Genomic DNA, 13,368 nt, shown 5'->3' on the forward strand with positions numbered 1-13,368 from the left:
AAAGTCCGTTGCGATCTCATTCTATCTAAATTATCACGTTGCCTCTATGCTACAAAAGGACAGCTTATTCGGCAACCATAAAGTGTGCCCTTCGATTCTGCCCCCAGCAACCTTCGTTGGTTTCACCGCAAAAGGGTTTTTCCTCACCATAACTGATGACATGCAATCTGTTCTCAGGAATCCCGAGAGAAGCCAAATAGCTTTTGGTAGAGGCCGCACGGCGTTGCCCAAGCGCGAGGTTATAGTTATTGGTCCCTCTTTCATCACAATGCCCTTGAATCTCTACCTTGACGCTGGGATGTTGTTTCAAAAAATCCGCATTCTGTTTCAAAACACCTTTGGAACTCGAATCCAGATCATATTTATCAAACTGGAAATGGATGTCTTTCAACTCGGAAGTGGGGCGAAAGGAATACAACCTGGCTTCCTGAATGCCTTGATCCAACCCGGATCCAGTGCCGTCTTTGGCGAAAGGATTGTAGGCTCCATCCTCTCTGGATATAATGGGCGCACCGTCAACGGCTCCCGATTCGGTCAGATTTTCCTCGCGGACAAAACCGGACTCTTCAGACCCGGCTCCATCAGACGAAAAATCCTGCTCCGGTGCAAACCCTTGTGTTGCATCTGAGCCTTCAGCAACTTCCTCTAATTCACTTTCCGCAACAGAACCCATCGATTCAATTTCCGGAGGCATGAGCTGTTTTGAACAAGATACCACAAATGATAACACTACAAAAATCCCCAAAGCCCTGATCCAAAGTTTTTTTCCTGACATAATTTCCCTCGTTTTCATTTAATTAGACACTCTTAATTGTATTTTTAATAATTAATCCGGCTACTTTGATAAAAGTATTGCTAAACAACCAAAAACCCGCAACTTCAAAAAGTATTATCAATCCGCAATTCCAGCGAATTATAATTCCCAATAAGAATTACACTAATTGTACAAAATTTTCAGCCCCTTGGCAACAGCAAACTATTTGATTTATATCACAATATTCTTTTTGCTTCAGCTGAACGGGCGTTAATCACCAAAAATATAAAAGTTTATGGTAAGTACACGTAAATGTAAATTTCACGCAACATTACTTGATTTTTCTTCTATTTTTTACTTTCGAGTGTAAGGAGACCAGGCCGGGCTGTATCCCCCACCCTTGACAAACGTCAATTGTCTGGGTTTTCCTCCATTCACCGGTTTGGCGAAAATCTGCAATTTTTCTTCCTGCTTATGCCGATAAACAATAAATCGACCGTCTGGCGACCAGGCGGGCTGTTCGCTGCTTCCTGGACCAAAAGTAAACTGCTCACTTTTTTTGGATTCGAGGTCGTAAATTTTTATTTGAAATTGTTTACCGACACGGGAGGTGAAGGCAATTTTATCGCCATTGGGAGACCAGGCAGGGTCGTCATTGTAACTGGAGCCAAAGGAAACTCTTTTGACGCCACCTTCGTCTCCGGACTTCACGGACATGATATAAATTTGCGGGGCTCCTGTTCCGGAACGGTCGGAAGTGAATGCAATCTGTTTTCCGTCGGGCGACCAGGTAGGGGAGGTGTCGATATTAAAATGACGCGTCAAGCGTTTGAGACCAAAATTTTTCTCTAATACATAAACCTCCGAATTACGGTCCTTGCTCAAAACCATCGCAATGCGTTGTCCGTCGGGCGACCAGGCCGGAGCGGCATTGAGACCGGGCAGTTTTAACAGGGTTCTTCTTTTTTGCCCGGAGGCGGAAATCATCATCAGATCCGGGTTGCGTGCCGCATAAGACGTATACACAAGCCAGCCCCCGTCCGGTGACCAGGCCGGGGTAAGAATAATACTTTTTTCATCCGTAATCTTACGCAACCCGTGGCCATCAAAGTCGATGGTATAAATTTCCTTGCTGCCATCAATCTGAGATAAAAATGCGACTTTTGTTTCTGCGATGCCCCGTTTCCCCGTCAGTTGCAATACGACTTCATCGGCAAACTGATGAATGGCTTTTCGTAGAAATTTCCGGGTCGATGTATATCGCTTCTCTAACAGAAACCGTTCGTTAACCGTGTCATAAAGTCGAAAGGTGACATTGAACGATTTATCCAGCGGATTGATTTTATACTGCGTCTTCAACAACCATTGGGTGCCCATTGCATTCCACCCGGAATAATCCACCGTTTTTCGATTCTGCTCCAAAAGCGCCATATCTTTATAAACATCCTGATCGATCACGACAAAATGCTCAGAAAGTTTTAAATCATTTTGCAGAATACTGCTGGCTTCCCTCCCCAATGCTTCGGGGTCTTCATATTTTTCCTCTAAGCTAAATTCAGGAATGGCAATATTTACTTTTTTACGGGTTTCCTTCTCCAGTTCAATACGAATTTTAGGTTCGGCAAAAACCATCGCTGGAAAAATTTGCAACCAAATAAACACAGTCAGTATGAGTTTAGGAATCATGTCAGCCTTTTTATGGGGTATATTTAAATTGAATGTCTATGCCAAGGTATGAAGATTCTATTTCTTTCGGAAAGGGTGGAAACGGTTCGGATTTTAGAATGGCGCTTAACGCCAGATTATCGAGCAACTCCACCTTTGAACTCATTTGGAGTTCGGGCCGGTCTATATTACCCTTGCGGTAAATATTAATGGAAAAAACAACCAGTTTATTATGATCTTGTCCTAAAGGATTCTTCCAGTTTCTAAAAACCTGTTCTTTAATCATCCCTCCGTACTGGGCCAGAGCGTCCGCACTGGGCTCCCCTTGATTTGCAGACTGGACAAAAGCCTTGCCGGGAGAGACAACAACTTCCACATGTACCTGCTCGGGAGCGTTTACTTTGCGGATATCGCTTTCGAACGCCTTGGATGATGATTGGCTAGCCACAATATCCGTTTTAATTTCCTTTGGTTCATAATTCAGAGATTCAAGTTTCTGAAGGATAGGATCATACGCTTGGAATTTTTCCGGGACCGGCGTTGGTTCCTGTGGTTGAGTTTCCAGCGGCTCATTAGCCTCAGAAGGCTTAGATTCAATCTTCGCCAGCTCTTGCAAAAGGTCCACCGCCGATTTCCCATCCTGCTGTTTTTCCAATTCCTTCATCTTAAAATTTTCAAATTGATCCAGGGAGTCTTCTATAGGAAGAGGCTCTACGTTACTTGGTTTGAACTCCAACTTTTTGTTTTTCAACGCATTCAATTCGTCAAAAGTTTTCTCTTGAATGGGCTGACTTGTTTTTATCACGGGTTTCTTGATAGAAACTTTAGGAACCAACATGGCAAGTTGGTCCAGCTCCTGCACGACCCCCGAAGGCTTTTTATTCAATTGATTCAGCTGGTTCAGCATCTTTTTCGATTTGTCGGGAGGAACAGGCGGCATCTTTAATGCCTGCCGTATCGGCTCCATTTCCTTGGGAGGAGGAACGGGCTTAGGCTCAGGAGTGGATTTTTTCTGCAGCTCCCTTTTCTGAGCGAGTTTTTGCACGGCTTTTTTGTGATTAGTGGAAACATCAACCAATTCGACCACAAATGCGGGAGTGATGATGATTTCTTTAAAAGTGGATTTGGGAAGAAAAATGACAACTGTCATTAACAACAGGTGGGCAAAGACAGATGCCACCAGCATTTGGTTAAAATCCCACGACTTTGCGATTTGCAACTTCATGATCCCGAAGGGTCAGTGACCATACCTATATTTTTGACACCCGCCCGTTTAATGGTTGCCATCACTCGCATGACGAATCCATAGTCGAGCTCCTTATCGGCTCGCAAATACACACCGCCATTTTTGTGTTGCTGAAGATATTGGTTAATATTCTGAGTCAGATCCACCAGATTGCCCACCTCCTCCTTATCCCAGAATATCTTTTTATTGCTTTGCAGGGATACTGTTGGAATATCCTCGGTTTTTACGGGGACGATCGACTCCTCGGGCAATTGAAGATCCACTCCATGTTGCAGCAAGGGCGCCGCAATCATGAATATAACAAGGAGCACCAGCATAACGTCTACAAAGGGGGTGACGTTGATTTCCGCCATCATGGGTCGCCGCCTGTTTAGCATCCTTGTCTCTCCAAATTCATGTTGTTTAAACCTGTATCAGGAAAAATCAAATGTTCTGTCACGCGCCTGTTCCCGCATGAAGTTTTTTTCCACCATATAGATATAATCATGCGAAAAATCATCCATCGAACTTGTAAACAGTCGGATTTTATCGCTGAGATAATTATAGAAAATGACTGCCGGAATAGCCGCCGCCAGGCCTGCCGCCGTGGCAATCAGCGCCTCCGCGATACCCGGAGCCACACCGCCGATACTGGCGGACCCCTGCATCCCAATCGCCCGAAAGGAGTGCATGATGCCCCAGACCGTCCCGAACAAACCGATGAAGGGAGCCGTACTGCCGGTCGTGGCTAAAAAATCCAACCCCTGCGATAACCGGGTAATTTCCCGATTGATGGCCTTGTTGAGAACCAGGCTGATGCCTTTAATGTCTTTGACGGAAAGAGGCTCTCCATGCGTAGATGGCGATTCTCCTCGTCGATCCCGTTCTTTTTTCGCCATATCTTGAAAAAGAAACAGCTCCCGGTAGCCGCTCAAAAATACTCGGGCAATGGGACTGTATCGAAGTTCTCTGGAAAAATTATAGATGTGTGTCAGGTTCTCGGATTTGGAAAAATTGGATAAAAACTTCCTGTCTTCTTTTTTCGCTAATTTGTACACAAAAAATTTACTCAGGATGATGGCCCAGGAAATCATTGAAAATATCAAAAGAATCAATAAAACACCCTTTGCCATAGTGCTGGATTGCATCACCAACTCAACAATACTTAAGGAATTATCTGTTACTGAGTTTTCCACGAGGTACCTCTGGACGGATTCAAGGGAGGGGAATCAAACTATAAATCTTTAAAATTCAACAAAATTATAGAGTTTTAAATATAATTTAAACCTTTTTAGTTGTCAAATCAAATACATCGCCAAATCCTGCCGACAACCGCAAATGAAGTTGACTAGCAGGTTGCTGAAAAAGAGAAAAATCCGTCAGCGGGTTAAGTTTTACAGGTTTTTGCTTTTAATAAGTTTTACAGGTTTTTGCTTTTAAGTGGCACAGCCTTTCCAGGCTGTGCGCACAGGCTGGAAAGGCGGAATTAAATTCCGCACTTCCGCATTGACTTTAAGGATAGGTCGCCTGTGCTACTGGTTTTCTTAAATTAACAGGAAACTTGAATTTAACATTTTAAGATCCCAAAAATAGTTTTTCAGCAACCTGCTAGCGCCAATAACTTGCGATTTTTCAAACCATTTATTGAAGTATGGCCCACTTCGTCCTGCAGATACGATCTATCTCACAATCCTCCCGATATCCATATAAATCATTATAATTCAAATACTTACACATAAATAAACTATAAACCCTTGAGAAGGAGAATTCCTTAGATAGTCACAATTCGAACGCTTCTGTGGAATTGTGAGGCCGGAACGGAGGGGAAAGCCAAGATGCGAAGCCAAAATTCGCCTGCGCAAAAGCGCTTGATGGTAAAAATTTAGGAATCGAAGTTTCCGGAAAAAGGCTGGAGTTTTAGTTTTTTACCCGTTCCAGATAGTCTCCAGAGGTTGTGGAGACTCTAACAAGTTCTCCGATCTGAATAAATTGCGGAACGTTGACCACCAGGCCGGTTTCCAGGGTCGCCGGTTTTCCAGACCCGGAGGCTGTGGCGCCTTTCAATGGCGGGTCGGTTTCCGTCACCTCAAGGTCAACGGTCTCTGGAAACGAAATCCCGATAGGCAGTTCATCACAAAACTCGACCTGAACACGGGCATTGGGTAGTAAAAACTTTTTAGCGTCCTCGACGAACTTTTCATCAAAAAAACTCTGTTCATAAGTCTCACAGTTCATGAAACAATATCCAGAGGCATCGCTATACAAATATTCCATTTCAGATTGTTCTATAACTACGCGTTCTATGGCCTCATCGGCGCGAAACTTGACCTCGGTTTGAGTTCCATCCTTGATCTTGCGAAGCTTTGCTTGCATAAAAGCTCTTTTATTTCCAGGGGTCCGGTGCTCTGCCGACATGACCCGGTACAAATTATCATTGTACTTAATGACAAACCCAGGTCGAATTGCGTTACCATTCACATAAACTGCCATCGCTCACCCTTTGTGGAAAGGCTCGGCCTGTAAAAAAGGCAAAGACTAATTTTTCAGTTAATTCAAATTAATTCCTGATTATATCCGCGCATCATCTGGAATCAAGTAAAATAAAAAAACCGGAAAAATCAATCCAGTGTCCCGCTCAGCCCGTTAAATCTGATGAATTGTCCTTTATGCAACTCACAATCCAATTTTTTTCTCGCCGGAGATAAAAGAGAATACTGGGAGTGTTCCATTTGCCGATTGATCTTTGTCCCTGAAAAATATTTCATCCCGGAGAAAGAGGAAATCGGGCATTATCTGAAACATGAGAACAGTTTGGATAACGAAGGCTACGTTCAAATGTTTCAGGAAAAAATTCAGATCGTCCAGCATGTCTGTCAGGGAGTGCAAACCATCTTGGATTATGGCTGTGGCTACGAACCTGTTTTAAAAACCCTGCTGACACACGAAGGCTATACCGTCTCAGGATATGATCGTTATTTCTTTCCCGACTCAGATTTAAGCGGCGCATTCAACCTCATCCTATCCACCGAAACGTTTGAGCATTTCAAGGAGCCGGAAAAAGAAGTCGCTCGTTTGGCCACGCTTCTCAACCCTGGAGGCTATCTGGGTGTCATGACCCGACAGGTTCCGCAAAAAAATAACCTTCCTTGTCGTGAGTCCTTCGATAACTGGTACTATAAAAGAGACCCGACGCACATTGCCTTTTATTCCAGCAAAACTTTTGCATGGATCGCCGATATTTTGGAAATGGACATCATTTTTAATAACGAGAAAGACTTCATTGTGCTACAAATGAAATCCCACAAGATCCAAATTTGAAACCGGTCTGTGGCAATTCCACTCGTCAACAATACCCCTTAACTTATATATAAAGAGGACTCATGGCAGGAGAATATATTTTTACAATGCAGGGGCTTTGCAAAACTTACGGCACCAAAGCCATTTTTAAAGACATCCACCTTTCATTTTACCATGGCGCCAAAATTGGCATCGTTGGGGAAAATGGGTCCGGAAAATCGACACTCCTCGGGATCATGGCAGGAGAGGACAAGGAATTCGAGGGCCAGGCCGAATCCATGAAGGGCACCCGAATCGGTTACCTTCCCCAGGAGCCGGTTCTGAATCAGGATAAAACCGTGCGCGAAAATGTCGAGGAAGCATTCAGCCATATTCAGCAAATGATTCAGGAGTTCAATGACATCAGTGCCCGGCTTGCGGAACCCATGGAAGACGACGAGATGCAAAAAGCGCTCGACAAAATGGGCCGCCTGCAAGATGAAATAGACGCCGTGGATGGCTGGGAACTGGACCGCCAGGTCAATGTCGCCATGGATGCATTGGTTCTTCCCGCCGACGATCAAATCGCCTCGACGTTATCCGGCGGTGAGGCCCGGCGAGTGGCACTCTGCAAACTGCTTCTGCAAAAGCCCGACATGATTCTGCTGGACGAACCCACCAACCATCTGGATGCAGAGACCGTGCAATGGCTGGAAGAAACCCTCGCCAATTTTCCCGGCAATGTGATCGTCTCCACCCACGACCGCTACTTTCTTGACAACATCACCAAATGGATTCTTGAACTGAATAATGGCAAGGGAATTCCTTTTGAGGGAAATTATACGTCCTGGCTGGAACAAAAAGCCGCCCGCTTACAGCATCAGGAAAAGAGCGCGTCCAGCATGCACAAACGCCTGCAAAAAGAACTGGAATGGTTGCGCACCAGCCCCGGCGCGCGAAGAAAATTAAATAAAGCGCGGGTGCAGAATTACGAAAATATGCTCACCAATAAACAGGAGATTCAAGAGAACTCTCTGGAAATTCAAATTGCCCCCGGCCCCCAGCTTGGCGAAAAAGTCATCGAGATCAATGGCGTAACTAAAGGCTTTGGCGACAATCTGCTGATTGAAAATCTTTCCCTGTCTATTCCGAGAGGCGCCATCGTCGGCCTGATCGGGCCTAACGGGACAGGAAAAACCACGCTATTTCGAATGATTGTCGGAGAAGACAAGCCGGATGCTGGAACGGTTGAATTGGGATCAACGGTGAAATTATCCTACGTCGATCAGCACCGTCACGAACTGGATGCAAACAAAACTGTGTTTGAAGAGATCACCGACGGCACCGACCACATTGAAATCGCGGGGAAAACGGTCAACTCAAGATCCTATGTGGGCCGCTTTAATTTTAAAGGCACGGACCAGCAGAAAAGTGTCGCCAACCTGTCCGGCGGAGAACGCAACCGCGTGCATCTGGCAAAGCTTCTGCGCCGGGGGGGGAACGTTCTCCTACTGGACGAGCCCACCAATGACCTGGATGTCACCACCCTCAGCAACCTGGAAAATGCCATTTTGAACTTCAATGGCTGTGTCCTGGTGATCAGCCATGACCGTTGTTTCCTGGATAGAATCTGCACGCATCTCCTGGTGTTTGAAGGCAACAGCAAGGTGCGCTGGTTTGAAGGAAATTTTGATGAATACAGGGAAAAACACAAGCAGGAACTGAAGGGCAAAGAGGAAAACCGCCGGTCGAAATACAAAAAACTAACGATTCATTGATCCGCAGAAACCTGTAATCCCTTGCTTCACTATGAGAGAACGATCGCAACGTCTAATTGGCGAACTGGCGGATATAATGAATCGCCTGCCAGATCTCTTCATCGGAAAGGTCGCTGTAGGCCGGCATGGCCGTGTTGGGAGACCCTTTTCTGATGACCCAGAATAACTGACCGTCGGGCAAATCCTTCATGGTTTGAGAACAGGTAAAATCTCTCGGTTTGGGAGTCAGTGCGCCTCCTATGAGTCCTTTCCCATCTCCTTGCGGTCCGTGGCATTGGGCGCAGGCAAGCGGCTTCGCATTTTTCTGATAAAGCGATTTCCCCTCGCTTATATTTTCAGAAGTGGATGCGATAGGGTTGCTCTGATTATAAATATCGGCGGGTGCCTGCTTGGTTTTCCTTGGCTGGGAGCAATCTCCAGCGAAAACAGGGGTATCCTGCCCTCCGGCCAATAATACTGAAGAAATTATTAAAAACCCGAAAAACTGAAAAGAAAAATTCCGCCGGAATTTTTTTTACTTACCATGTTGACTCTCCTTTTATCAGGATGAAATCCGGAAAAATTTATTTAAAGTCCGGCTGATCCTTCATGCCCGACCCGTGCTATTTTGCCAGCTTTCGCAGATAAAGAACCAATTGCCAAACCTGTTTCTCTTGCAACTCCGTAAATGCCGGCATTCCCGTTCCCGGAGATCCGTTTTTGATGATCCAGAACAACTGACCATCTGGAATTTCCTGCATGGTTTCAGCACAAGAAAAGTTCCGGGGTGGAGGGTTCAATCCCTGTGCCATCATTCCAAATCCATTGCCCTCCACGCCATGACAAATTTTGCAGGCCGTGGGCTGTGCCTCCACGCGAAACAAAGATTCCCCTGCATCCAGATTTTTTTGCGTGGGTTCCAACGGATTCTTCAACCGATAAATATCTTCAGGCGCCTGGGCCGTCACCCTCAGTTGCGGACAATTTCCTTTGCCGCCAAAGCCCATGCTGTGATGATGCATTCCCGGCCCTTTGCCATGCCGCATCATCATGGGGCCTGCCAAAACCTGCGCCGCCATTGCCAATATAAAAAATAAAATCAGCAAAGAAAAAATGGATTTAAGAAAAACTTTCATGAGCTTGAATCCATTTCCCTCTATTTGAATTTTTTGGAAAATTGCCGGATGAAAAGTACCAATTGCCAAACTTCCGTATCACTCAAAGCCCCGAACGATGGCATTTTGGTACCCGGCGATCCGTTTTTAATAATCCAGTAGATTTGTCCATCGGGGATGTCATCCATCATATAATAACAAGTGAAGTTTCTCGGCTTGGGAGTCAATTGTTCAAAAATTACGCCCAAACCATCCCCGCCATAACCATGACATACCTTGCAAGCCGTAGGCCCAGCATCAATTTTAAACAGCGTCTCGCCTGCCCGCAGATTTTCCGAAGTCGGTTCCAGAGGATTTGTCATCTTGTAAAAGGGCTCAGGAGCCTGGGGGGTGTTTCGCTCCTGAGGACAAATACCCTGGAGAGGTTCTTCCAAGTCCACGGGATTTTTGTGGGGCATTCCCTCACGCACCACCTTTCGAATCATCCCGTTGGGAAATTCCTTTTCCTGCCCCCCCAAAGTCTGCTGATTTTCTTTCCACTCCGGTTCCACCGCAAATACCGATGATCCAGGCAAGGAGAGAATTGCAAAGGTCGCTAAAAATAATGTAAAAATCCACACCTGCCGTCTTTGAACTTTGTTAACCATTTATGTCAACTCCTTTATAGATTAAGGGAGGCAGTCAATCCTGCGAAAAAGTTCGGATGAAGTGAATAACATTCCAGCCTTCCTCCTCTGAAATCACATTCCCAACCCGGATGGGCATTCCCGTTCCGGGGCTGCCATTCCTCAAGACCCACATCAATTCTCCGTCCGTACGCAACTCCTGCCATTTTTTATTAGTGAAGTTGCGGGGAGAATGACCGGGAACCCTCACTCCAGTCCCGTCCTTGCTGTGGCAGGTCACGCACAATCCCTTGCCGAAATATATTTGTCTTCCGGCTTCTATTCGCTCAGGGTCCGCTGGATAAGGATTCTCGATCTCCTGAACCTTTTCCAGAATTTCTTTTGGAACCCTCGGCTCGTAAATACTTGAATGAAACGCAAACGCGGTTGGCAAACCTGTAAGGGCCGGAAGAATTAAAGCACCCAAAATATATCCTGCCAGTTTTGTCATCGAAAACTTTCCTCAAACATATCGATCACCCGCCCACCTTCTTTAGCTTGCAGGAAGAAGGCGAGCGGGTATGGTGTTATTGTCTCTTTAAAATCGTCACTTACCAAAAGACCCCGCCGTTTCAGAAATTCCCAGCTTCTTGAAGATTTCATCTGTCAGATGGGCGATGCTTCCGGAAGAACTGGTTTCTTTTTCCTATTTGGCGATTTCTTTACCCATTTGCCCATGCAGCGCTTCCCAATGTCCGATGGATTGAGCGATCATGACCGAACCGTCAGGAATAGGAGCCCCTTTAGGCCAAAGGTGAAAAATGATGCCATCGGTCTCGCTCACATACTCCGCCAAACCCTTCTGCTCTTTAGGGTCCGTGGGGTTGAGAATAACAACACGCCCGGTTTCAATTTCCTGCTTATGGTCATGCCAGTTTTGCAGGTGAGACCATTCAGGAATCACCGACCGCGCCAGCTTTTTAGAAACCATGTATTCGACTTCCGTCATGCGGGCATTTTCATCCGTGGATTCAAACAAGATGCATTGGATGATATCTGCATTGATCGGTTTGCAATAATGATGAAAAGGACCGATCACTTCCCCATCCATAATATGCGGAGCCGATACATGTATCGTGTATCCCTTGAGAGGATTCGGAGGGGCATCCCCGGCTATGACTGGAGACGAAATAAACCCTGCAAGAACCAATACCAGAAAAATTACTTTAATGTTCACCATTTTTGTTACCTCCTTTATTTGTGTTACCCCTAATAAGGACGATCAAAAATTAAACAAAATATTCCAGCAACTTCCTCGCCCCTTTCCCGGGGAAAATCAAACTCGCTCTCGTGATCTATAAAATATTGCCAACAACTCTTTATTTATTTTTTCCGACTAACAAAATAATAAACCCCTAAAGCCTTCTTGACCACACTACTTTAATGATTCTACGGAAATAATAAAAAGAGAAGTTACTTATTGACGATTCTGCTATGAAGTTTTACGCAATCAGGAGAGGTTTCTGAAATTTGAAAAGCCGCACGGAGTGCTGAAGAAGATGCTAATAGATCAATATGTTGAGGAAATTTCTTAGGGAGTGGGCCGAATCAGGAAACTGGACCACGGATCAGGCGCAGAAAAGCATCGGCGCCACTAATTTTGTCTTGATAAGTTGCACCGCCCTCATCTTTCAAGGAGACAACGACCGCTTTACCGCTTTTTTCCTTATTGGTCCAGGTGCTCCACCCGGCCCCGGCAGGAAACATGCTGTCCATATAGATTTTATCGCCATCTTTGTCTACGTTTCGTTTACGACGCTCATAAAGAGTCTGGGCTTCTTCAGGCGTGGGCAACCGCCAGTCGGAGTATCCGGCAAAGTTTTTATTGTTCATGCGTTGCGAATATTCCTGGGCGGTGTACCAATTGACCCATTTGCCTTCCCGTTGCCAGGTATCTTCTTTCATCCACATCAAGTTCGTTTTTGCATCCAAAATGGTGCCATCGCCAAAATCTTTGAACCGTTTGTCAACCGATTGGGCGACGGGTTTTTTATCTTTCAAACCAACGGCCAGAACCGGCGTCGCGCAAAGCAACACCACCAAAAATATTGAAAGCGCCTTTAGGGTCTGGAACCTTGAGGGATGTTGCATGTGAACCTCCAAACAAATTCTTTAACCAAGAATCAAGATTATTGATAGGGGTTGGGATCGCTTCATTTTACAATCTTCCGGCAGGCAAATCAAATGGGCAAATCGTCTTGACAGAACCCCTCCATCCGGTAGAATAAATAAAAATCCCCTTTAAGGAACACTCCCATGATACCACTTTGCCGACCTGTGCATCCTTCGATTTTCAGAGGAATCTGTATTCTGGTCTTTCTCCTTCTGATCCCGGCTCAGGGGATTGCCAAAGAGAAAGATAAATCCCGATGGGACGGTAAATACGACACGGAGACCTACATTTTCGGGAAAACTCCCATCCCTTTTCTGGTAGAAAACTTACACCTGCTCCCGAAAGGGAAAACCCTCGACATCGCCATGGGCGAAGGACGCAACGGGGTCTATCTGGCCGCCAAGGGGTTCAATGTTCTGGGGCTGGATATTTCGGAGAAGGGACTGCAAAAAGCCCGGCAACTGGCTGAGTCTCAAAATGCGAAAATCGAAACCCAGGTCGTCGATCTGGAAACGCATACCCTTGAAAAAAACGCCTACGACCTCATCATCTGCACCTACTATATGCAACGGGATCTGTTCCCCCAGTTTATGGAAGCCCTCAAACCCGGTGGCATGGCCCTGGTCGAAACCTACAATATGGATTATCTGAAATACGCGAAGTTCAACCCCAAATGGCTTCTTGAAACCAACGAGCTTCTCGAAATTTTTAAAGGGTTTAAGATCATCCGCTACCAGGCCTTCGACGATGGCGAGATCGCCTATTCCAGCATTCTCGTCCAAAAACCTTGAACCCACT

The 13,368-nt window shown here is 45.7% G+C and carries 15 protein-coding genes; 3 read left to right on the forward strand and 12 right to left on the reverse strand.

Annotation, left to right across the window (positions count from 1 at the left end; genetic code table 11):
* Nucleotides 1–64: 64 nt before the first annotated feature.
* From pal to efp, 6 genes are all read right to left on the reverse strand, one after another.
* Nucleotides 65–694: a peptidoglycan-associated lipoprotein Pal gene (pal, locus tag O3C58_10380; protein ID MDA0692266.1), complete on the reverse strand. Its 630-nt coding sequence runs from the start codon at nucleotides 692–694 to the stop codon at nucleotides 65–67.
* Between the two features lie 414 nt (nucleotides 695–1,108).
* A complete protein-coding gene (gene tolB, locus O3C58_10385) occupies nucleotides 1,109–2,440 on the reverse strand; it encodes a Tol-Pal system beta propeller repeat protein TolB (protein MDA0692267.1) in 1,332 nt (443 codons plus the stop codon).
* Nucleotides 2,441–2,450: 10 nt separating this feature from the next.
* Entirely contained in the window at nucleotides 2,451–3,644 is a 1,194-nt protein-coding gene (locus tag O3C58_10390; protein ID MDA0692268.1) for a TonB C-terminal domain-containing protein, read from the reverse strand.
* Nucleotides 3,641–4,042, reverse strand: a complete 402-nt coding sequence (locus tag O3C58_10395) for a biopolymer transporter ExbD (GenBank protein MDA0692269.1) — start codon at nucleotides 4,040–4,042, stop codon at nucleotides 3,641–3,643. Before O3C58_10395 ends, O3C58_10390 begins: the two co-directional genes overlap by 4 nt.
* 36 nt (nucleotides 4,043–4,078) lie before the next feature.
* The gene (tolQ, locus tag O3C58_10400) at nucleotides 4,079–4,840 is read right to left on the reverse strand and encodes a protein TolQ (GenBank protein MDA0692270.1); all 762 of its coding nucleotides are present in this window, start codon (nucleotides 4,838–4,840) and stop codon (nucleotides 4,079–4,081) included.
* Nucleotides 4,841–5,561: 721 nt separating this feature from the next.
* Nucleotides 5,562–6,134 carry an elongation factor P gene (gene efp / locus O3C58_10405; GenBank protein ID MDA0692271.1) on the reverse strand — a complete coding sequence of 191 codons (573 nt, stop codon included), beginning with the start codon at nucleotides 6,132–6,134 and terminating at the stop codon, nucleotides 5,562–5,564.
* Between the two features lie 246 nt (nucleotides 6,135–6,380).
* On the opposite strand from efp, the gene O3C58_10410 reads away from it, so the two are divergent.
* Nucleotides 6,381–6,962 carry a class I SAM-dependent methyltransferase gene (locus tag O3C58_10410; GenBank protein ID MDA0692272.1) on the forward strand — a complete coding sequence of 194 codons (582 nt, stop codon included), beginning with the start codon at nucleotides 6,381–6,383 and terminating at the stop codon, nucleotides 6,960–6,962.
* Nucleotides 6,963–7,024: 62 nt separating this feature from the next.
* The gene (gene ettA, locus O3C58_10415) at nucleotides 7,025–8,698 is read left to right on the forward strand and encodes an energy-dependent translational throttle protein EttA (protein ID MDA0692273.1); all 1,674 of its coding nucleotides are present in this window, start codon (nucleotides 7,025–7,027) and stop codon (nucleotides 8,696–8,698) included.
* Between the two features lie 52 nt (nucleotides 8,699–8,750).
* On the opposite strand, the gene O3C58_10420 is transcribed toward ettA, so the two are convergent.
* From O3C58_10420 to O3C58_10445, 6 genes are all read right to left on the reverse strand, one after another.
* Nucleotides 8,751–9,149 carry a cytochrome c gene (locus O3C58_10420; GenBank protein MDA0692274.1) on the reverse strand — a complete coding sequence of 133 codons (399 nt, stop codon included), beginning with the start codon at nucleotides 9,147–9,149 and terminating at the stop codon, nucleotides 8,751–8,753.
* 151 nt (nucleotides 9,150–9,300) lie between these two features.
* Nucleotides 9,301–9,813 carry a c-type cytochrome gene (locus O3C58_10425; protein MDA0692275.1) on the reverse strand — a complete coding sequence of 171 codons (513 nt, stop codon included), beginning with the start codon at nucleotides 9,811–9,813 and terminating at the stop codon, nucleotides 9,301–9,303.
* A gap of 20 nt (nucleotides 9,814–9,833) precedes the next feature.
* Complete coding sequence (locus O3C58_10430) at nucleotides 9,834–10,439, reverse strand: cytochrome c (GenBank protein ID MDA0692276.1); 606 nt, start codon at nucleotides 10,437–10,439, stop codon at nucleotides 9,834–9,836.
* 34 nt (nucleotides 10,440–10,473) lie between these two features.
* On the reverse strand, nucleotides 10,474–10,908 hold the full coding sequence (locus O3C58_10435) for a cytochrome c (protein ID MDA0692277.1): 435 nt from the start codon (nucleotides 10,906–10,908) through the stop codon (nucleotides 10,474–10,476).
* Nucleotides 10,909–11,103: 195 nt separating this feature from the next.
* Nucleotides 11,104–11,637 carry a DUF1264 domain-containing protein gene (locus tag O3C58_10440; GenBank protein ID MDA0692278.1) on the reverse strand — a complete coding sequence of 178 codons (534 nt, stop codon included), beginning with the start codon at nucleotides 11,635–11,637 and terminating at the stop codon, nucleotides 11,104–11,106.
* A gap of 368 nt (nucleotides 11,638–12,005) precedes the next feature.
* Nucleotides 12,006–12,548 (reverse strand): DUF1566 domain-containing protein, encoded by a 543-nt coding sequence (locus O3C58_10445; protein ID MDA0692279.1) that lies wholly within the window; start codon nucleotides 12,546–12,548, stop codon nucleotides 12,006–12,008.
* 165 nt (nucleotides 12,549–12,713) lie between these two features.
* Between O3C58_10445 and O3C58_10450 the strand changes: the two genes are divergently transcribed.
* Nucleotides 12,714–13,361, forward strand: a complete 648-nt coding sequence (locus O3C58_10450) for a class I SAM-dependent methyltransferase (GenBank protein ID MDA0692280.1) — start codon at nucleotides 12,714–12,716, stop codon at nucleotides 13,359–13,361.
* Nucleotides 13,362–13,368: the final 7 nt, after the last annotated feature.

The sequence above is a fragment of the Nitrospinota bacterium genome (assembly GCA_027619975.1).
In the GTDB taxonomy this organism is placed as follows: Bacteria; Nitrospinota; Nitrospinia; order Nitrospinales; family VA-1; genus JADFGI01.

Excerpts from the sequence above, each read along its gene's own strand:
- pal (MDA0692266.1), bottom strand. The coding sequence starts at position 694 with ATGCCTCCGGAAATTGAATCGATGGGTTCTGTTGCGGAAAGTGAATTA.
- tolB (MDA0692267.1), bottom strand. The coding sequence starts at position 2,440 with ATGATTCCTAAACTCATACTGACTGTGTTTATTTGGTTGCAAATTTTT.
- O3C58_10390 (MDA0692268.1), bottom strand. The coding sequence starts at position 3,644 with ATGAAGTTGCAAATCGCAAAGTCGTGGGATTTTAACCAAATGCTGGTG.
- O3C58_10395 (MDA0692269.1), bottom strand. The coding sequence starts at position 4,042 with ATGCTAAACAGGCGGCGACCCATGATGGCGGAAATCAACGTCACCCCC.
- efp (MDA0692271.1), bottom strand. The coding sequence starts at position 6,134 with ATGGCAGTTTATGTGAATGGTAACGCAATTCGACCTGGGTTTGTCATT.
- ettA (MDA0692273.1), top strand. The coding sequence starts at position 7,025 with ATGGCAGGAGAATATATTTTTACAATGCAGGGGCTTTGCAAAACTTAC.
- O3C58_10425 (MDA0692275.1), bottom strand. The coding sequence starts at position 9,813 with ATGAAAGTTTTTCTTAAATCCATTTTTTCTTTGCTGATTTTATTTTTT.
- O3C58_10430 (MDA0692276.1), bottom strand. The coding sequence starts at position 10,439 with ATGGTTAACAAAGTTCAAAGACGGCAGGTGTGGATTTTTACATTATTT.
- O3C58_10435 (MDA0692277.1), bottom strand. The coding sequence starts at position 10,908 with ATGACAAAACTGGCAGGATATATTTTGGGTGCTTTAATTCTTCCGGCC.
- O3C58_10440 (MDA0692278.1), bottom strand. The coding sequence starts at position 11,637 with ATGGTGAACATTAAAGTAATTTTTCTGGTATTGGTTCTTGCAGGGTTT.
- O3C58_10445 (MDA0692279.1), bottom strand. The coding sequence starts at position 12,548 with ATGCAACATCCCTCAAGGTTCCAGACCCTAAAGGCGCTTTCAATATTT.
- O3C58_10450 (MDA0692280.1), top strand. The coding sequence starts at position 12,714 with ATGATACCACTTTGCCGACCTGTGCATCCTTCGATTTTCAGAGGAATC.